We start from the raw sequence: 19,038 nt of genomic DNA, 5'->3' as shown, positions 1-19,038 counted from the left end.
AGTTTACTCAGTCAGTTAGCTGGGGCGAAACAACAGGGTAAGACCCTGGGCTTGATGCAGTCTGTGATTGGCTTAGCTACCTTTTTAGGATCCGTTTGGGCCGGTTTTTTGTTTGGAAGCTTGGGAGAAAATTGGCCCTACTGGACTGGTTCAGCCTTAATTGCCGTTGCGGTCATTCTTTGTTGGCAGCAAGTTACCCATTCCCGTTTCTCGGCGATCATGCGTCGTCGTCGTCAACAGAAGTTAATACATTTGTTTGAACTGTTGGATCTTGATAACAGTGGCACCATTGAACTCAAAGATTTTCGACAAGCGGGGCAGGCCTTGGCCAAACTTCGTGGTTGGTCCCCAGGAACATCGGAATATGAGGTTTTGCAGGCTTCCTTAGTGGGGTTTGGTGAAATGTTGCAACAGCTGGCCGATCGTGATGGCAATCAATGTATTGATCGGGCTGAATGGCTACATTGGTTGGAGAAAGAGGTGGATTATGACTTTGCCGATCTCTTTCTTCAGGTCATTGACACTAACCAAGATGGCCGGGTGGCTATAGATGAGTTGCGCACGTTCTACCAGGCCTATGGCATTCGGACAGAAGCATTGGAAGAAGCATTTCATACTCTAGATCTCAACCAGGATGGCCATCTTTGCCAGGAAGAATTTGAAACCATCTTTGCTCAGTTTCTCTATAGCGATGATGTTCAAGCACCAGGTAACTGGATTTTTGGTGTGAGTTTACCGCAGCGGCTTTAGGAAAATTTTGTTCTCCCTATGGTTTCATGCCAAAGCCCATGCGAACTAAGGACCAGGGTTTAATTAGCAACTCATAGGTTAGGAAGGTGAATAGGGTAGTCAAAATGGTCAACACTAAGAATTCGGGAAAGATGCTGAGTCCTAGTTTAGGAATATAGAGCCCCAAAATCACGATCAGAGGATGGTGCACGATATAAATCGGTAATGAAGCCTGACCCATGTATTTCAGGAAGGGATTGGTTATGGTGGCCAGATGACGGCGGGTAAGAATCAGGATTGATGCGATCGCGCTCCAGGTATGAACCCCCGTTATAGCAGAACGCAGCAGGTATAGCCCCAGATCAGACGTATCTCCATAAAAGTTTTCCTGGTATTGGCTCAACAGCAATAAGCGTGCCAGTAAACTGACCAGGAATAGGCTATAAAACAAACCAGATTTGGCTTGGATAGCCTTGCCCAGACGGGAGTCTGCATACATCAGATAGCCAATCACAAACGCCCATAGGTTATAGACAAAATGTCCCCAGTCCTGAAACAGAGTTTGGCAGTCAAACAAGGGCCACACATATCCTAAAGTTGCCATGGCACCACCAAAACCGAGCATCGGTAGCCAAATAATATGGCGATACAGCAAGTTTGCCATCGCCATGATAGTTGCCCTAGACAATCGAATTAAGACGACTAGAACAGTGAAACTCATCACCAAGAGATAGGCAAGAAACCACAGATGTTCCCACCGAGGCCCCAACCGTGAACCACAAGGCCCCAGCAAAATTGTCCCCATGTGCAAGGGCAAGTAATGTATGAAAAAATCAGTGAGATTACGAGGGACTAGATGGTTAGGCCAAAGATACCGTTGTATCGGTCCCAACGTTACCATAAATATAACGAGGGGAATTAAAAGTCGCTGAATCCGTTCTCTGTAAAAATCACGAATTGATCGTTTGCTTAAAGAGACCGCTGCGCTATAGCCTGCAATCAAAAATAGAAGAGGCATATGCCACGATGACACTAAGGCAATGTAAAGTTTCAAGAGCAAGGCTGTCATACTTGCTGTCTCTACTTGTGAAAACCCTGGGATAAACAACATCAACCAGACCACGTGTAGAGGAATGAGATTAAGAATAACAACCGTTCTGATCCAGTCAAAGTCGTAGTGTCGCATTGCCCATTGATGCTAAGCGTCAGTCAAATTAATATCATTTCAAAACTGACATAAAAATATATTTCTGCCATTATGCAAGATTATTAACGTTAAAGAAAGTACGGTAATAACGGACTAAAAGCCCCGTCAGTTGCTAGCGTAGATTTTGTAGCTTCCGACGCGTGTAGATATAGACCAACTGACATCATGCAGCTTAATTCACTGGTGATATTGCGAAAATATAAATGGGCCATTGTGCTAATCGTTTTCACGGTACTTGCCTGGCCTATTTATAATCAGGTAATATCTCGAACCTCTCAGGCACAGGAAACGGAGTTGGAGACCCTTGAAACCCCTGACACTCCATCTCCCACCATTGCCGCATTAGGACGAATTGTTCCTAAGGATGGTGTTATTAACATTTCTGGTGCAGGCCAGTTAGCTGATGTTCGAGTAATTGAGCTCCAGGTTCAAGAAGGGGAAACTGTCATTCAAGGGCAAGTGCTAGCTCTTCTTGACCCTTTCTATGCGCAACAGGCCAGTCTAACTCGGGCCGAAAAGAGAATGGCTGTGGCTCAGGCTCAGCTAGAGGGAATATTAGCGGGAGACGCGAAATTGGGGGATCTAGCCGCTCAAGAGGCTCAGATTGCCAATCTAGAAGCTCAAGTACGTACCGAAGTAATTGAGCAACAGGCGCTGATTACTCGTATGCAAGCTGAGTTAGTAAATGCAGAAAGCTCCTATCAACGATTTCAAACCCTCTACAATGAAGGAGCTATCAGTATTGCTGACCTGGAAGATAAACAAGAAGCATTCGAAATTGCCCAAGCCCGACTCGATGAAGTCGAGGCCCAGCTAGAAAATATCCAATCCACCCGCGCCCAACAAATTCGCCGTGAAAGCGCCACCTTAGACAAATTGACCGAGGTGCGCCCCGTTGATGTGACCATAGCCCAAGCCGAGCTGGAGGAAGCGACAGCCGCCGTGGCAGAAGCAGAAGCCACTGTGGAGCTTGCTAGGGTCCGAGCGCCAGTCGCTGGACGTGTCTTGAAAATCCATACCCAGGCCGGTGAGCGAGTGAAATTTGACGATGGCATCCTGGAGTTAGGGCAAACTCAAGCCATGTACGTTCTGGCGGAGGTTTACGAGACCGATATTTCCAGGCTCAAACCTGGACAAACCGCAACGGTTAAAATTAGTGCCCTGATGGAAGCCCTACAAGGAACAGTGGAACAAATTTCACCTCAAATTGACCAGAAAGGAATCTTTAATAATGATCCCGCCTTAGGAATTGACGCCAGGGTTTTTGAAGTGAAGATTCGCTTGGACCCATCTGATAGCCAAAAAGTAGAACAATTTATTCATATGGAGGCTGACGTTACCATCCAAACCCCATAGTGACTATATTGTTGTTCACTCTTTATCAGTAATTGAGTCGCTCAATCCATGATGAATATTTTCGACTCAGAGGCATGGCTACAATTAACCCACAAAAAGTCTCGCCTGTTTATCAGTCTGCTTAGTGTCACTCTTTCTGTTGTCCTGATGTTTGTGGCTACGGCACTAAGGGATGGTATTTTTGAAGATGCAGTGACAATTCATAAAGCATTGCAGGCGGATCTATTTATTCAATCTGATCAAGCAGAAAACTTTTGGGCACTCAGAGCAGAGAATTTTTCCAAAAGGGTCTTGTCTCAGATTTCCGCTATCCAGGGAGTAGCGTCAAGTCGTCCACTTTATTTCAAGTCTGCTGGCCTCAGAAATCCCCAGACACTAGCTAAAAAAGTAATTCTTATATTCGCCTTTGATCCTAATCAGTCTGCGTTTAATTTGTCTGAAATCAATCAGCAATTGAATGTCATTACCCAGGCCAATACCTACCTGTATGATCAGCTTTCCCAGTCTGGATATGGGCCAATTATTCAGAACCTCGAAGATCAGGGATCTTTCATCACAGAAGCGGCAGATAAGAAAATTAAGATTGCCGGTCTCTTTTCTCTGGGTGGCGGCATTTTATCTGCCAATGGCATCATGGTGACCAGTGATCTGAACTTTTCGCACCTATTTAATCATCCTATCTCTCAAGTCAACATTGGTCTTGTTATCTTAGAAACAGGAAGTGATCCCCAGGAAGTCAAACAAAAAATTGCTGAAATCTTACCTAACGGTTTAACAGTTTTGACTAAAGAAGAAGCCATGGCGAGTGAGAAGCAGTATTGGCATACAGGGTCTCCTATTGGCTTTATTTTTAATACTGTGGCAATGATGAGTTCTTTATTTGGTGGGGTGATTATCTACCAGATTTTATTTACCCAAATCTCTGAATATATTTCGGTATACGCTACTTTCAAGGCCATTGGATATACCAATCGGTATTTAATGAATACGGTTCTTCAGGAAAGTGTGATGATGGCAGTCCTGGGATTTATTCCTGGCGTTATTATTTGTCTATATTTATTCGGATTTATTCAAAACCAAACTCGCCTGCCTATGGATATGAGTGTGGCAAGAATATGCACTATTTTTATCTTGACTGTGATTACCTGTTCTTTAGCTAGCATTATTGCCCTGGTAAAACTCAAGGATGCTGATCCAGCCGATTTGTTTAGATAAGTTTTAGATCAACCAAGGGATTGATTCAAAACAATACATAAGGAGCCTAGGAGCCTATAAGGTGTAGAGGTGTTCCATGCATGGGACACCTCTACATTCTAAAGGGGGGAGCATGATTCAGCTCATTGGTTTCATGGTATTGCTCTATGGCATTCAAGCGGCTTGTAGTAATCCAGGACTAGCCTTTCTACCCCTTGTAACTTATCTGACCGATACGCTAGGATTTTCTGCCACTCAGCTGGCTAGTTTTCAGCTAGTAGTCGTTCTACCTTGGTTTATCAAACCTCTTTGGGGTCTTTTAGTCGATGGGGTGCCCCTGTTTGGTCATACCTTCAAAAGTTATTTACTCATTTGTTATGGCGGCATCATTGTGAGCTTTGTGATGATCACAAGTTGGTCTGAACCCTCAGCTATAAGTTTAGTTGCCTTGGGCCTGGTGATTTCCACTGGTGTGGCATTTTCTGATGTAGTAGCAGATAAATTAATGGTGGTAGAAGGTCAGAAACAAGGCAACGCCAATATCCTGCAAGCTTCTCAGTGGGCGGGATTAGGATTTACTGCGATCGCAATGTACGGTCTAGGTGGGTGGTTAGCCGAGCACACCCCTCTTTCAACTGTGTTCCTACTGAGCACAATTTTCCCAGGAATTGGCTTTATCGCTGTTCTAAGTTTCTTTCCTGAACAACCCAATAAAACGTTTACTCTAGGCCGAAGTTGGCAACAATTTTGGCAGGCAGCCAAGCAACCCAACCTAAAATTGATGCTTGGCTTGATCCTGTTGCTGGACATTAGCCCAACTCCAGTGGACTATGTTTACCAGCGGCAGATCTTGGACTTTAGCAACACGCTAATCGGTAATCTTAAAGCGGTGGAGTGTTTGGGATTAGGGTTGGGGGCAATTGCCTTTGGAATTCTAACGCAACGCTTTCCAAAACTACCCCTTTTAAGATTAGTCATCATCAGTGGTGCAATTTCCCTGCTGAGCTTATCCTTTATGCAGGATGTTTCCAGCGCCTATGGCGTTTACCTTGTTCGCGGGTTTACGGTCACATTAAGAACTCTAGGACTTTTTGGGCTAGTGGTACAAATCTGCCCCCAAGGAGCAGAGGGGTTTACCTATGCCCTGATGGTTTCTGTTGCAAACTTGGCAACCAATATAGGGCTGTTGTGGGGGGGACAACTTTATGATTGGGGTATCTCATTTGCAATGGTTGCGATAATTGGCTCGTTATATATTCTGTTGTGTGGCGGGGGAATTTCATTGATAGCCGTATACTCAGATAAATTGCGGGGGTTTTAGGTGTGTTTTATCGATTTATGATGTAGGTTATGTTAGTCATGTAGATCTGCCGTATTGATGTCAAAAGTTCAGAAGTGTTTAAACTATACCGTTATCGCTGGTAGCTATTATGTCGTAGTACTAATAAACAGCTACTGAATGTTGGGTTTAGGTGGAATGACACATATACCAGAGAATAGCGCTGACTGGCTGATACCCTTAGGTGAGCAGCGATCTCAGGCTCGACTGAATGTATTTTGTTTCCCTCCTGCTGGATCTGGTAGTGTGTTTTTTCGCCATTGGCCAGCAGCCATGCCTGGATGGATAAATCTTTGGGCATTACGATTGCCAGGTCGTGAAACTCGGTTTCGTGAGCCGCTGTTGACCCAGTGGCCGAAGTTAGTTGAACCCTTGGTACAGGCGCTTACCCCCCATTGTGATCAGCCATTTGTTTTGTTTGGCCATAGCTTCGGAGCTTTAGTGAGTTTTGAAGTAGCCCATCAACTGCGGGATCGTTTTGGATATGCTCCTGTAGCTTTGGCTGTTTCGGCACGTCAGCCACCTCATACTTTTGCAGCTCAGCGCGATGACCAGCAGGATGATGCAACATTAATTGCCGAGCTACGGGCCGATGAGGGGACACCGGAGGTGGTTTTGCAAGATACTAAGATGATGGAACTGTTATTGCGAATTTATCGGGCAGACTTATATCTGAATCGAACCTATAGTTATTATCCTAGAGGCCCTTTATCCTGTCCCATTTTAGCGTTAGGGGGGGAGAATGATAAAGGGGTAAACACTCAAGATCTGATGCGATGGCAGGAGCAGACCGATCAGACATTCCAATTGAAGTTGTTCCCTGGAGGGCATATGTATTTGGTAGAGGAGCAGAATAAAGTTGCTATGATTCAAGCCTTGACGGAGTTTGTAGCTGATTTTTGATTAGATCTGGGTCTAGTTGAAAAAACTTAAGCAATTGTTGCAAAGATGTTGATACAGCTGTGGGTGTAGTTTTTTCAACTATCCTGAGAGTCTCTTCATTTAAATAGGGAAACGCGTCTCTAACCAAGGCGTCAATGACGTCATCAGAAAAAAACATTAATTCTTGAATCGTTCTGCTCAATCGGGAACGGGCAAAGCTAAGTTGCCAGCGGGCTCGCTTGAGTAAGCGCTGTCTAAAACTTTCAGCAAGTTCGGGATGTTCTGCTGATAACAGTTCTATTTTCTGTTCTTGAATGTAGGGAATAATATCTGGATTCTCTTCTAAAAAGATTAGACTCCCTTCCCGATTATAAACTGTAACACCATCCATCCCCAGGGATGAAATATCGGCTAGAGCAAGGATACGAGTGATAATATGGGGTGGATTTTCGGAATCATATAAAGCAGGTTGATAAATAGATTCTTCTAAAGGACTATAGGTGCAAATTGTGCCTAGAATTGCCAATTGGAGTAACTCAATATCTTTCTCAGAAAACTGCGCTTGAAATTTCCCAGCTAATGCCAGGTTCTGATTAAGCTGGCAAATATAGGTCAACAACTTGTCACATGTTGCCTTTTCACTCTCTCCACTGGCTCGCCGACGAGTAATATGGGGATGACTTTGAGGCAAGAAGATTTGTACCATATCATGGGTTGCTACACACAAATCAAGTAGGCTGTGTATGCGACTTAGATCAGGGTTTTTCTGGGTGTCCTGATTAGACTTTTGCCAATGGGGGGCAACGATAGAAAAGATTTGATTGGCTCGTCGTTGGACAGTCTTGATATGCCAGCGATTGTGATAGTAAAGCTGTTGATTTTGAATTGTTTTATCAAATTCTGCTAATACAAACTGTTTTGTTAAGGCAACAGTTTCAGAGAAAGTATTGGGGAGCATAATGGAACCTGCAGCTTGAACCCTGACAATGAGAGTAGAAAGTTATAAATGAGTAAATGTAATTCAATTTATTAACCGTTATTTTTGAGTAAAGCTCCAAATGCCTTGCCAACCATTAGGAAGGCTCCGTTGGCTTAATTGTTGAATCCGTTCTAAGTAAAATTGTACTGTTTTATCTATTGGGTTGATCTTTAGAACCTGTTCAAAATACCTCTGTGCCTGAACCCAGTTGCCCTCTTGATAGAATTTTCTTGCCTGTTGATACAGGGCAAGAGTCTTCTTTTTTAGAAAATGAGAGGTTTCAAGGTCAGCTTCTAAGACTTCATAAATGGTAATGGGTTCTTGACGCCCCTTGACGATAACGCGATCTAACAATCGAAAAGTGTACTGTTCAGGCTGACTTAACTGCCCCAAAACTTCCTCTGAAATGAGGAGCGATGCGCCATAGTATTTGGTTAACCCTTCTAGCCGAGCAGTCAAGTTGACATTGTCTGAGAAGGCATCGCCCTGCATACGATTAGCTTCACCAACCATGCCTACCATCATATGCCCCACATGAATACCAATACCCACTTCCAATGGTTGGTACCCCGCAGACAAACGGTGCTGATTATATTCTGTCACTCGCTTAGCTTTGGCAATGCCCGCCTGCAGTGCATCATCAACGCTTTCGGGAAAAACTGCCATCATGCCATCCCCTAGATATTTAACGATGAAGCCATTGTGATTACGAATTTCTGGGCTAACCCGTCGTAGGTAAGCATTAATGAAGTTAAAGTTTTCCTGGGGGGTCATGTGTTCCGACAGGGTTGTAAATGAGCGGATATCAGAAAACATAACGGCCATCTCTTTACTAACGTGATCCCCCAGTTGAATATTGATAATACTATCTTGCTTAAGAAAAATCAGGTATTCTTCAGGGACAAATCGACTGTAGGCCTCTAAAAGATCGGAAAGGTGTTTATTGGCATCAATTAGCTGCTGCTCATGATGTTTAACGGATTGTACCGTTTCTGAAAAAACTTGAGCTAAGTTGCCTAGCTCATCGGTTCGGGCAGAGATAGATTTTAGACTATTAGGATTAAAGGTATTGTTTTGAACTGTAATAGCTGCCGCCGTAATTGTATTGACTTGTTCAATGTAATCTACCATGGTTTGATTCTGTTCTTTGAGATTATTTTCCAGGGTTGTTGAGTGATCTGTAATAATTTCAACGATAGTTTCTAATTCGCTATTTTTTAGCGTTAAGTCTTCAACTAATTTACGTAAGCGTATGATCTCTGTTTCCAGGGAAGAATGCCCATTGGGATCTGGAATAGATGTTTCAGAATTCATCTTGGATAATGGCAAGCTTTACTTCATAAAATGGCCAAGGTTATTGTGATTTGATGCGTTATGGTTACCCACAAATTAACCGCATGATACGTCACTATTGGCTGAGCTTCCAGCTTGCCCCATAATCGATTGGGATCGTCTTCAAAAAATAATTGTGTCGGCCCACACTACGACACCGGTATGGCGCAAATTATTAACGTTGTAAAGCACTTCAGCAATATCCCCTTCTCGGTCAAAGATATGAATAATGTGGGTGGAGGAAACGATCATTTGCGACAGCTCTGTTGTGTTCGAAAGACCCATTGGAGCTAGTGCAATGCTATACCGAGACTACTTTAAATATTGCCTGTAATCTCGGTGCAACGCTACACCGAGATTATGATCTTGTAGTATAGGTAATTATTGTTGCATGGATTGTTTGGTAAAGCATTGTTTCATTTGCTAAGAAAAATTGAAATGTCTCGAAATGTCTGGCGGTATTTTCTTCCCTTGTCTATGATAGGTCTACTGGTTTAAGTTGGTGATGTACCCAGAAGCCTTTTGTTTTTTGAGCTAAGTAGCACTAGATCTGTTTGACAGATGTTTCTTTGCGTGTTGTAGCTAATAAAATAAGAGAGCCTATAGTATGGGTTTTAGCTTTTTGGTAGCATGCTTTTCTTGAGGCTAAAATCTTGCTACTCTTTGTTTGAAGATAGAAGATATGGTCCAAGAAGACGTTTGATTGTCTGTCGTGATGCTGTCACGATGCCTGATTTTAGGCGTTATTCCCTGCTTGTATGGTTTTTGATAAAAAGTTTTTTGGTGAGCTGTTATAGCCATCCAGAAAATTAGAGTTTCTGCACCCTGTAAACCTATGTCAAGTGAATTCAGAGAAGAATGTCTGCTCTGAATGGGTGGCTGAACGTGATCGAAGTAAATAGTATCTGTTTTAGAGAATATGGTTAAGAAATCACGCTCAACAGCAAATTGGACAGCGATTAGCCAAGGGTTTGGACTGGCCAGTTCAGTGAATTCTGCAAATGGGGAAACAACATCGACAATTGTAGAAGAGCCAGCTGTTACTAATACAACACCAATTTTGCTGTCTTCGTTTTTGAACTATGGTCAGTTATCAGTTGTTGCCAATGCCAATGAAGGTGAACTGTTTACGAATCCCACTGATTTTAAGGTGAAAGTAACCTTTGTCCCTGATGTTAAAGGGACATGGTCAGTCGAGGTTCCAGATGAGCTATTGCCAGGTGAGCTAGAAAATCCATTGTCGCTCACTTCCCTTGGCCAGACAGTTGATCCAGCCGAATCAATTCTAGTTCCCTCACATGTTCTCAAGCCCACATTTCCAGTGGGTGCCCTATTAATTAAGCAAGCAGAGCACTATGAAGAGGTGGGAGAGCAGACTACCATTAGCCTGGATCCAAAAGAAAGCGTCTCCTTGCTTTGTAATTATTATTCTCAAAGTAGCGATTTGTATGATCTATCTGCTACAGATAGTATTACTGTTTGGTGGTTCCTTGAAGTTAATAGAGAGACTCCTACTAACGGTAGATTTAAGGTTGAGGCCGCATCGGGATACCTGTTTAAGAATAACTTTGAGCATACCCTAACATTTTATTTCTCAGCTGAAGGGACCTGGAAAATTTTTGCAGAGGGTAAATCCATTGACTATGTTGGCTATACTTCTGTGTATACAGAGGCATTTGATTCATACCTTCTACCCGGTTCACCGGCTGGCTGCTTACTAGTCGGGCGAGGAGAAACAATCAAAATAGGCGATGAAGACTCAGGACTGGGAGCAGACGAGCTAGTCCCCCTTAAAGATCAGAATGCTTGGTCGTTGGAGCCAGGCGAAACAATTCTTTTCGTTTCCAATGGCAATATTGAGGAGAATTTCACAAAGAGTGACAATGGCCAAAACGGAGGTATTGATTGGATATTTAACAATCATTCTGACGAGATTACGGTCAAATGGGCTGTGGTAGGGGCGAGTTAACCCTAACGCTCCGTTTTGGCAACAAAACACGCTGATATCTGATGGATAACTGTTCGGAAGAAAAAACGCTGTTCAGGCTGACGGTGGAATCGCTATGAAACCTCATATTCTATTGACCCTAGTTAAAGATATTGCCCCTGGTCAGATTCCCTACTGGGAGGATGTTGCTCAGCGTAAAGCAACAGCACCCATATATCTCACGCCAACAGTGGATAGGGTGACTGAAAACTATGGGTGCTCGTTTCAGATGACGCGGGAGTATAGGCCTGCCAGAGAAACTCATTGGGATCACGATGAGAGAGAAAGTAAGTTTGATCGGACATATCGTCTGATTTTGCAACAGAATAAAAATATTCCACCAGGGTTAATTGACGATATTGCTGTTATTCCTAATGTCGAAACGGTCACGGCTGGGAGAGTGGCGACAGCTGAGCTACCTCAGGTAATTGCTAAGGGGTTTAGTCTCACTACGGGTATGCGATCGCGTCAAGCCATCTACCTACCAGAAGCCCATGATTACAGCCAGGGAGATTCTCAAATCACCATTGCTGTTCTCGATACGGGGGTTGATCTCGATCACCCTGAATTAACAAATGTGTTACTTCCCGGCGCAGATTTTGTTGATATTATTGATGGTGCCGGTAAGTTTCTCGGTGATTATTTAGGCTATGACGAAGACCCAGACGATGAAGTAGGCCATGGTACCCATGTGGCTGGAATCGTTTCTGGTCAGGGGATAAAGATGCCTTTGGGTGTGGTGCCCAAGTGCAAGATTTTGCCAGTACGGGTGTTAGGAGCACTAAAGAGAGGGTCTAAAAAAGTTGGTGCGGGCTTAGTGGACAATATTAATACCGGTATTAAATGGGCTATTGACAATGGAGCAAATGTGATTAATATGAGTTTAGGGATAGAACATACCGGTGGTGGTTTACCCCATGAAGACGTTGTAAACTACGCCCGCCGAAAAGGAGTTTCCATTGTTGCCGCCTCAGGTAATGATGGTAAAGAACAACTTTATTATCCAGGTGCATTGCCCCATGTGATTGCGGTAGGGGCGCTGGATGAATCAGGTAACGTTGCACCCTTTTCCACCTATGGTAAACAGGTAGATTTTGTTGCTCCTGGCACTGATATTTACAGTACTTACATTGGTAATGATTATGGTTTCTCCACGGGGACATCCCATGCTTCACCTTTTGTTGCAGGTGCGATCGCTCTACTCAAATCCTATGCACGACAACACCATAAGGCTAATTTGTCCGACCAACAGGTTAAATACCTGCTGAAACACACTGCTGACAAGCTCGATAAACGGTTTAAACATCCCAAGGCAGGTTTTGGCAAACTGAATTTGCTGGATGCTCTACGTTTATTAGATTACAAGTTTGCAGCCTGACTAGACATTACTGAGATCAGGCCGCTGTAATAGTTGTATTTTTTTGAGAGATTAATGATGATTTTCGATGAATTTGTTCTACATAATTCCCTCACCCTAAGCGCCAACCTTGAGCTTGTTGAAGTGTCAACAACGTCAGTTCTCCCGTTGGCAGACTCACAAATTACTGAACTTAGAGCACAGCTTGCATTAAGAAACTATCTAATTAGCACAGGGACACTGGGGAACGCAATTACGAACTCAATAGATAATGATTTATTGCAAGCTGCCTGCCAAGCTTTGATAGATGTCTATTTAGCCTATGACAATGCTATCCGTGTATCAGAGGCTGGGTCTGAGTTGGTAGACGACCCGCTAATCGAGCCACAATTACAGACCACTTTGTCAACGGCAATTGAGGCAGTAAAAGGATCTGCTAGTTTTGGTAGTAGTCTTACATCGACAGGTGCTTGTTATGATCTCTTTGTGGATGCTGAGAGTGCTTTGACGGCAGCTAACACAGAAAATGCAACCACAATCACCCTTGCAGCGCTTACAGACACCCTTCAAATTAAAATTAGTGATATGGGTACAGCACTGGATAACCTAACAGAGGCCATAACAGGTGGCGAAGTTGATAATTGGTCAGTAATTAAGTCCCAGTTTGCTCTCGCGACAGCATAAGAGCGATAGCGTAAATGCTGCAATGGTAACGCCTCGTTTTCAGTATTATTCCATTACTAAGACGAGGCTTAGGGCCATTGCAATTGGTCGATAACTCTCTTTGGCTAAGGATAGGGTTGCATAAAGGTGAGTGACTGAAAACTGGTTTAAAGAATATTTGGTTTCTGGAGTTAGCTGATGGCTGTTGATATCTTCTCTAGACTTTATGAATTATTCCCACTTACCTCATCAAGTGAGGTGGATAATGCTATCTCGGCTTCAGTTTTAGCTGGCACAACATGGAGTATTGAGAACTTTGTTAAAACATTTGTTACTGAGTCCGAGATTTCGCTCTCTGAGGTAGTACCTGACTTGGCGACTGAGAGCTTAGATTTCTATCAGAGATTAGATCTCTCTCGCTGGACCCCAGATAGGTTTAGTGATGATAGCTTACCAGAAACAGTACTCTCACTTTATTCCTATTTGGCTAAGAGTGAATTTGTGTCCCTAAAAGATACGATTATTACTACAGCCTATGCAGCCCAGATAGTTCTGAATTTAGCCCTTACTGCTCAGTTGTTAGCAAGCAATGCTCAAACGATAGCGAGCAATGCTCAAACAAGAGCGAGCAATGCTCAAACAACAGCCAATGCTGCTCCTACTATGAGCCAAGTTCAAACGGCTATTGACGATTCTATTACTGATATTATTAATACGACTATTGCTGACTTTGTGAACACAGCCCTTGACAGTACTTCCTTTGCTGCAAATGTTCATACAGCTGTCAACAATTATCCGGTTGATGAGAAGCTTGATGATTTTCTGGCTGAGGCCATGAACAGTGCTTCCTTGGATAAAATTATTCCTGATGCTGTCAACAATTATCCGGTTGATGAGAAGCTTGATGATTTTCTGGCTGAGGCCATGAACAGTGCCTCCTTGGATAAAATTATTCCTGATGCTGTCAACAATTATCCGGTTGATGAGAAGCTTAATGATTTCTTGATGGATGCTATTAACAGTATTTCCTTAGATACAACTATTGTTAACGCTGTCAACAATTATTCGGTTGATGACGGACTGAGTATTTACCTGAATGATGCCATCGTCAACGCATCTTTGGATACAACGATTAATAATTTTGTATCCACTTATTCGGTTGATGACGAGCTTAGAAATTACCTGAGTAATACTATTACCAATGCGTCTTTGGATATCACTATTGATACTGCTATTAACAATTATTCAGTTGATAACGGTCTGAGTACATACCTGAAGGAGGCCATTGCCAATGCAGGCTTAGCCACAACAGTCACTAACGCTATTAACAATTATTCGGTCGAAGACGATATTAGAGATACCGTGAGCACAGCTATTGCCAATGCGGGCTTAGCCACAACGGCCACTAACGCTATTAACAGTTATTCGATCGAAGACGATATTAGAGATACCGTAAACACAACGATTACCAATGCGGGCTTAGCCACAACAGTCACTAACACTATCAACAGTTATTCGATCGAAGACGATATTAGAGATACCGTAAACACAACGATTACCAGTTCCTCCTTAGATACAACAGTCACTGACACTATTAACAGTTACTTGATTGAAGACGATATTAGAGATGCCGTAAGCACAGCGATTACCAATGCGGGCTTAGCCACAACGGCCACTGACACTATTAACAGTTACTTGATTGAAGACGATATTAGAGATACCGTAAACACAACGATTACCAATGCGGGCTTAGCCACAACAGTCACTAACGCTATTAACAGTTATTCGGTCGAAGACGATATTAGAGATACCGTAAACACAACGATTACCAATGCAGGCTTAACCACAACAGTCACTAACGCTATCAACAGTTATTCGATCGAAGACGATATTAGAGATACCGTAAACACAACGATTACCAATGCAGGCTTAACCACAACAGTCACTAACGCTATCAACAGTTACTTGATTGAAGACGATATTAGAGATGCCGTGAACGCAGCTATTAGCTCCTCATCTCTCAATACAACATCGTTAGCCGACATAATAGCTCAAATAATAGGAGAGGAAGAGAAAGAGGAAACTGTTGTCAGCGATATCGACAATTGGGATCTGGTTTGGAGCCTGTTTACTAGTTCAACTTAATAACTCAATCTTTACAACCTTTGCCATATGACTCTATTAAGGGTTTCAATCTATCTCTACCACTCCAACTATGACATTACTGAAAGTTCCGGTCTATCTCCGCCAACCTAAATCAGAAAGGCTCTCATGGATTATTTTCAACATTTACCCAACAGGAAATATCGGGAATAGACAGAATAAAGACCAACCCGATATACCCTGACCAAAGTCTTCAAGACGTCGTTTCAATCTGTTCATTCTATTGATTTTTTGGGAGAATTATCATGACTGATACCGTAGATCTAGTACTACAAATTACTGAGCCATCTGTTACTTTAGATTCCTACGCTACAACTGCATTAGAAAAAACTAGACTCTATTACCAAGATAAAGACGATAACCTGGCAAGTAGCGATCAGGCTAAAACCTATCTTGCCACCGAAGGGATGCTAGGTACTATCTCCGTCATAACTGAACGGTTAAATAAGTCTGGGTTAGATAATGTTTTACGCTTATTGCTCTCTGAGCCAATAATCTACGCAACGCTGCTCAGGAAATCTATTTATGTTGGAGATATTACTTATTATGATAGTACAATAAGTAGCGGTGATGGCATAGATAAAGACGATACTGAAGGTATATATAATTCGGTATTGCGCCATGTGAGCGATATCCCCAAACGATATTTTTTAGCCCGGATGATTGCCTTGGTCCTGGACGATAAGCATATTCAGGTCCAAGCCGGTGACAAACGTTGGGAGCAGCTAGAGGATTTACTCTTAGAACAGGGGCTGCCCATTACTGTTGGTAAGGTTGAGCCTGCAGTTAATGAGCTACTCTCAACCATCTATACTGAGGGAGATATTCCCCATTATGTAGAACAGTTTGTTGAAAATCTAGAAACGAAAGAGGCAAACGGAGAGAGCACAATTCTTCCCAGCTCTGTTTTTACCACCGCAATTAAGCAGGGGATGACCGATTATTTGGTCAAACTGGGTGTTCAAATTACGTCCGAAAGCGATTTTACAAATGGTGTCTACAACGAATACTTCTTCCTGGCCTATAATGAAGCGCTAAAAATCGCCAACGTTGCTGAGGATCCGATTGATACGGCCCGTATCAAAGGAGGAGAAACCACCTGGGACTTTTCCGTTGATACCTTTGAGAGTATCGAAGAGCAGGGCGTTAGTCCGGACAACATTTTAGCAGCAGGGGCCCTAGACTACATCTACTGCATTGGTGAACGGATGCATGTATTTGATGTGGCCAATGCCCTGGTACTACGCTGGGCCGGAGGCGTTCTCGATGTCCCCGATGGCACAACGGCTGCCGCCCTTTACCGCTACCATAAACTGCGCAGTGAGCGCTCCACTCCCCAAGAGCGGGCTATGCTGTATCGTCGTGTATTAAATCGAGGTGGAGGGCAGCTACTCTCCAATATGGTGGCCAATGAAGACTTTCCTCGACTGTGGCACCAGCTTATGTCTGAAGTAGCCGAGTATATCCGCAAAGCAGAGGGCAGCTACTCAGCCGAGAGTTGGGTCTCCAAGGCTCCGATTTATCAAGCTACTAAGAACCTACAGTACAACCTGAGTGAAACCATGACCGGTATGGCTCACCTGCAGGTAACTGAAGACTATGCCCATTTACAAGAGGCATTAGACATTATCAAGGCTGACTATGTACTCACATCCTATGGTGGGCGACGTGAAAGTATTTGGACAGTGGTTGAACAGGTTGCAAAAGAAGACTTGGGGATAATGGTCTCCAGCGCCCCTATTCGCACTTCTGCGGTAGAAGGGAACAAAGTCTTTCAGTGGATTTCAAACTTTAACGAAGGATCTGTTCAAGACAGTTCATTCCAAAGTTTTCTCTCGTCGGCAGAAGCCTGGATTATTGCCCAAGCATCCATGGAGGAAGATGATGGCTCTTTTGGAAGAGACGGCGATGGTATGGATGACATGGACGGTATGGATGATGATTTTGATGATTGGGATTAGGCAGAGGAGAGAGATGTTGCATGCAATGTCTGTACATTTGGGTTTTGTTGATAGTTTTGTTGGGCATATAGAGGCTGACGTACCATGTCACAATTAGTACACGATGATCGAATGCATAGAGCTCGACAGCGGGCACGGGAGTTGTTGCAGGAATCACCTACATTCCGCAACATGAATCGAGATGAACAGATGGCCATGTATAAAGACATGGTGCAGAATCAATACAATGATTTAGCTGAGGGCAATGGTGGTCAGTTAGCGGCGCAAAGAGGCCTATCAACTGGACTGGCAGCCAGTGATCAAATCAATGACAAGCGTCACCTGAATGAGCGAATTGGCTCGGAAACAGGTGATATGGCCTCTGACTTTATTAGTGATGTGGATTTTCCTGAATTTGTAGAAGATCTGCTGACGGGGGTTTTTGACGCCAACCTGAACGTCACTGTTACCCAGATGCAGGAATATCAGCAACTGCTGAAGTCTGCTACTAAATCCCTGAGCCACTTTGTCAAAAATGTCAGTGACGAAGATGCCTTTGGTTACCTGGCGGATAATATGGGTGACCAGTTCAGCTTTATGGAAGATGAACAGGGTGAACCCACTCTAGGGAATGCCAGTGGGCAACAGCTGGATCTTGGTGACAACCAAGTGAAAGCTAAAATCATGGATGCCAAACTGGCATTGGCAAAGGAACAACGGGCCTTATTGCGAGAGACTATTTTAATGGGTATCTCTCGACTGGTGGTCGAACGAGGTACGGTAAAAGCAGCCGTTGTTTTTGATGTCAAGGCTACTGAAAAGATTAACAAGACTGACAAGGCGGCTCAAACAACGACCACGAAGACCGGTGGTACCCATGGAGGGGGACTCTTTGGCTTTATTGGTCGACGCAGTTCCCGTGCTAGAAAGCGCAGCAAAATTAGTGTGTCTTCTGCTAAGAGTACGGCGACAACAGATTTAGCAGCCCAGATCACGGGATCGGTGGAGCTAGTATTTAAGTCAGATTACTTTAAGCTAGACAACTTTGCTTCCATGTATGGTGGCGAAGCACCACAAAACCAGGCAGGGGCTCAACCGCAACAACCAGGACAGTTGCCAGGGGGATAATCAATGGTTAGCGTCCAGACTCTCGTTTGGTTTTTGACAACATCGAGCAAACACCATGGCCCTGGCAATTTTAAGATGGCAAGACACTGATGATAATTATGCCCATTTTGATATTGATATTGGCATTACCAATCGGTACTACCGCTATCACATCGGCGATGGGGACATCTATCGGGTTAACGGTCTCAAACAGCTAGAGGGTCCAAACGTTGTGTCACCCTTGATGGGACCGTTGCCGCCGGAAATTTTAGGTCGTAAGACCCTAGCTATTCCCAAAGAACAGTTTGGTCGCAACCATCGTCATATTCAACTCTTTAGTTTTCGTTCAGCTCAACAAGAAGGCCTCGCCCTCTCTGAGATTGTTGAGCTTCCCATTATCGGGTTGCCCCGTGAGCATCATTCTTCCCAAGGGGGTGTTCACCCTAACCCGCGTTCTTCCGTTTTCCTAAGTTTGGAGGTCCCTATGCCATCACAACCAATCGCCCAGCCGCCGGTTGAGGTGGTTGCCTTTGCGTATAAAGAAACACCCCCGCTGGATATGGCGCTGGCTATGGGAGGATTCTCCTCCTTTATTAGCAAGCTGATTCCGGCTGCCAAGAAAGTGGCCACGGCTGTTGTTACCAATCCCCAGGCCCAGACTGCCCTTAAACAGGCGGGTACCTTTCTGCAAAATCCTCAGAATCAGCAACTGCTGATGAATGCAGGCACGGCTCTGCTGTCCCCCAAGGGCGGACCAGGCCAACAGGCTTTGAATAACCAGGCCTTGATGCAACTATTGATGA

15 protein-coding genes and 1 pseudogene are annotated in these 19,038 nt (G+C 43.9%); 12 read left to right on the top strand and 4 right to left on the bottom strand.

Going from position 1 to position 19,038, the window contains the following annotated elements; genetic code table 11:
• Positions 1 to 750, top strand: a 750-nt coding sequence (locus DXZ20_RS30210; protein WP_348918736.1) for an EF-hand domain-containing protein, incomplete at its 5' end; no start/stop codon positions are given.
• Positions 751 to 766: 16 nt separating this feature from the next.
• On the opposite strand, the gene DXZ20_RS30205 is transcribed toward DXZ20_RS30210, so the two are convergent.
• Positions 767 to 1,915, bottom strand: a complete 1,149-nt coding sequence (locus DXZ20_RS30205; RefSeq protein ID WP_163702651.1) for an acyltransferase family protein — start codon at positions 1,913 to 1,915, stop codon at positions 767 to 769.
• Between the two features lie 186 nt (positions 1,916 to 2,101).
• Here DXZ20_RS30205 and DXZ20_RS30200 point away from each other — a divergent pair, with 186 nt between their 5' ends.
• The 4 genes from DXZ20_RS30200 to DXZ20_RS30185 all read left to right on the top strand — a co-directional run bounded on the left by DXZ20_RS30200 (position 2,102) and on the right by DXZ20_RS30185 (position 6,728).
• Positions 2,102 to 3,292, top strand: a complete 1,191-nt coding sequence (locus tag DXZ20_RS30200) for an HlyD family efflux transporter periplasmic adaptor subunit (RefSeq protein ID WP_163702650.1) — start codon at positions 2,102 to 2,104, stop codon at positions 3,290 to 3,292.
• Between the two features lie 48 nt (positions 3,293 to 3,340).
• Positions 3,341 to 4,507, top strand: a complete 1,167-nt coding sequence (devC, locus tag DXZ20_RS30195; protein ID WP_163665639.1) for an ABC transporter permease DevC — start codon at positions 3,341 to 3,343, stop codon at positions 4,505 to 4,507.
• A 112-nt stretch (positions 4,508 to 4,619) separates the two neighbouring features.
• On the top strand, positions 4,620 to 5,807 hold the full coding sequence (locus DXZ20_RS30190; RefSeq protein WP_163702649.1) for a folate/biopterin family MFS transporter: 1,188 nt from the start codon (positions 4,620 to 4,622) through the stop codon (positions 5,805 to 5,807).
• A 156-nt stretch (positions 5,808 to 5,963) separates the two neighbouring features.
• Positions 5,964 to 6,728, top strand: coding sequence for a thioesterase II family protein (locus DXZ20_RS30185; RefSeq protein WP_163665635.1), 765 nt, complete (start codon positions 5,964 to 5,966; stop codon positions 6,726 to 6,728).
• Here DXZ20_RS30185 and DXZ20_RS30180 read toward each other — a convergent pair.
• The 3 genes from DXZ20_RS30180 to DXZ20_RS30170 form a co-directional block, all read right to left on the bottom strand.
• On the bottom strand, positions 6,688 to 7,665 hold the full coding sequence (locus DXZ20_RS30180; RefSeq protein ID WP_163665634.1) for a hypothetical protein: 978 nt from the start codon (positions 7,663 to 7,665) through the stop codon (positions 6,688 to 6,690). The genes DXZ20_RS30185 and DXZ20_RS30180 overlap by 41 nt on opposite strands.
• Before the next feature lie 78 nt (positions 7,666 to 7,743).
• A complete protein-coding gene (locus DXZ20_RS30175; protein ID WP_163665632.1) occupies positions 7,744 to 9,000 on the bottom strand; it encodes an adenylate/guanylate cyclase domain-containing protein in 1,257 nt (418 codons plus the stop codon).
• A gap of 141 nt (positions 9,001 to 9,141) precedes the next feature.
• On the bottom strand, positions 9,142 to 9,303 hold the full coding sequence (locus tag DXZ20_RS30170; protein WP_163665630.1) for a hypothetical protein: 162 nt from the start codon (positions 9,301 to 9,303) through the stop codon (positions 9,142 to 9,144).
• A 634-nt stretch (positions 9,304 to 9,937) separates the two neighbouring features.
• On the opposite strand from DXZ20_RS30170, the gene DXZ20_RS30165 reads away from it, so the two are divergent.
• The 7 genes and pseudogenes from DXZ20_RS30165 to DXZ20_RS30135 form a co-directional block, all read left to right on the top strand.
• Positions 9,938 to 10,987, top strand: a complete 1,050-nt coding sequence (locus DXZ20_RS30165) for a hypothetical protein (RefSeq protein ID WP_163665628.1) — start codon at positions 9,938 to 9,940, stop codon at positions 10,985 to 10,987.
• Between the two features lie 94 nt (positions 10,988 to 11,081).
• Positions 11,082 to 12,383, top strand: coding sequence for a S8 family peptidase (locus DXZ20_RS30160; protein WP_163702648.1), 1,302 nt, complete (start codon positions 11,082 to 11,084; stop codon positions 12,381 to 12,383).
• Positions 12,384 to 12,437: 54 nt separating this feature from the next.
• Complete coding sequence (locus tag DXZ20_RS30155; protein ID WP_163665624.1) at positions 12,438 to 13,046, top strand: hypothetical protein; 609 nt, start codon at positions 12,438 to 12,440, stop codon at positions 13,044 to 13,046.
• 177 nt (positions 13,047 to 13,223) lie between these two features.
• Positions 13,224 to 15,170, top strand: a complete 1,947-nt coding sequence (locus DXZ20_RS30150; RefSeq protein ID WP_163702647.1) for a hypothetical protein — start codon at positions 13,224 to 13,226, stop codon at positions 15,168 to 15,170.
• Positions 15,171 to 15,433: 263 nt separating this feature from the next.
• Positions 15,434 to 17,149, top strand: a complete 1,716-nt coding sequence (locus tag DXZ20_RS30145; RefSeq protein WP_163665620.1) for a hypothetical protein — start codon at positions 15,434 to 15,436, stop codon at positions 17,147 to 17,149.
• An 84-nt stretch (positions 17,150 to 17,233) separates the two neighbouring features.
• Positions 17,234 to 18,256 carry a hypothetical protein gene (locus DXZ20_RS30140; protein WP_163665619.1) on the top strand — a complete coding sequence of 341 codons (1,023 nt, stop codon included), beginning with the start codon at positions 17,234 to 17,236 and terminating at the stop codon, positions 18,254 to 18,256.
• 55 nt (positions 18,257 to 18,311) lie between these two features.
• Positions 18,312 to 19,038, top strand: a pseudogene (locus DXZ20_RS30135) (hypothetical protein); the annotation flags it as partial.

Source organism: Adonisia turfae CCMR0081, from assembly GCF_011009555.1.
GTDB lineage: Bacteria > Cyanobacteriota > Cyanobacteriia > Phormidesmidales > Phormidesmidaceae > Leptothoe > Leptothoe turfae.
Note: the sequence above shows the minus strand (reverse complement) of the source record. Positions and strands in the feature narration are given on the sequence as shown.

Excerpts from the sequence above, each read along its gene's own strand:
- DXZ20_RS30205 (WP_163702651.1), bottom strand. The coding sequence starts at position 1,915 with ATGCGACACTACGACTTTGACTGGATCAGAACGGTTGTTATTCTTAAT.
- DXZ20_RS30200 (WP_163702650.1), top strand. The coding sequence starts at position 2,102 with ATGCAGCTTAATTCACTGGTGATATTGCGAAAATATAAATGGGCCATT.
- devC (WP_163665639.1), top strand. The coding sequence starts at position 3,341 with ATGATGAATATTTTCGACTCAGAGGCATGGCTACAATTAACCCACAAA.
- DXZ20_RS30190 (WP_163702649.1), top strand. The coding sequence starts at position 4,620 with ATGATTCAGCTCATTGGTTTCATGGTATTGCTCTATGGCATTCAAGCG.
- DXZ20_RS30185 (WP_163665635.1), top strand. The coding sequence starts at position 5,964 with ATGACACATATACCAGAGAATAGCGCTGACTGGCTGATACCCTTAGGT.
- DXZ20_RS30180 (WP_163665634.1), bottom strand. The coding sequence starts at position 7,665 with ATGCTCCCCAATACTTTCTCTGAAACTGTTGCCTTAACAAAACAGTTT.
- DXZ20_RS30175 (WP_163665632.1), bottom strand. The coding sequence starts at position 9,000 with ATGAATTCTGAAACATCTATTCCAGATCCCAATGGGCATTCTTCCCTG.
- DXZ20_RS30170 (WP_163665630.1), bottom strand. The coding sequence starts at position 9,303 with ATGGGTCTTTCGAACACAACAGAGCTGTCGCAAATGATCGTTTCCTCC.
- DXZ20_RS30165 (WP_163665628.1), top strand. The coding sequence starts at position 9,938 with ATGGTTAAGAAATCACGCTCAACAGCAAATTGGACAGCGATTAGCCAA.
- DXZ20_RS30160 (WP_163702648.1), top strand. The coding sequence starts at position 11,082 with ATGAAACCTCATATTCTATTGACCCTAGTTAAAGATATTGCCCCTGGT.
- DXZ20_RS30155 (WP_163665624.1), top strand. The coding sequence starts at position 12,438 with ATGATGATTTTCGATGAATTTGTTCTACATAATTCCCTCACCCTAAGC.
- DXZ20_RS30150 (WP_163702647.1), top strand. The coding sequence starts at position 13,224 with ATGGCTGTTGATATCTTCTCTAGACTTTATGAATTATTCCCACTTACC.
- DXZ20_RS30145 (WP_163665620.1), top strand. The coding sequence starts at position 15,434 with ATGACTGATACCGTAGATCTAGTACTACAAATTACTGAGCCATCTGTT.
- DXZ20_RS30140 (WP_163665619.1), top strand. The coding sequence starts at position 17,234 with ATGTCACAATTAGTACACGATGATCGAATGCATAGAGCTCGACAGCGG.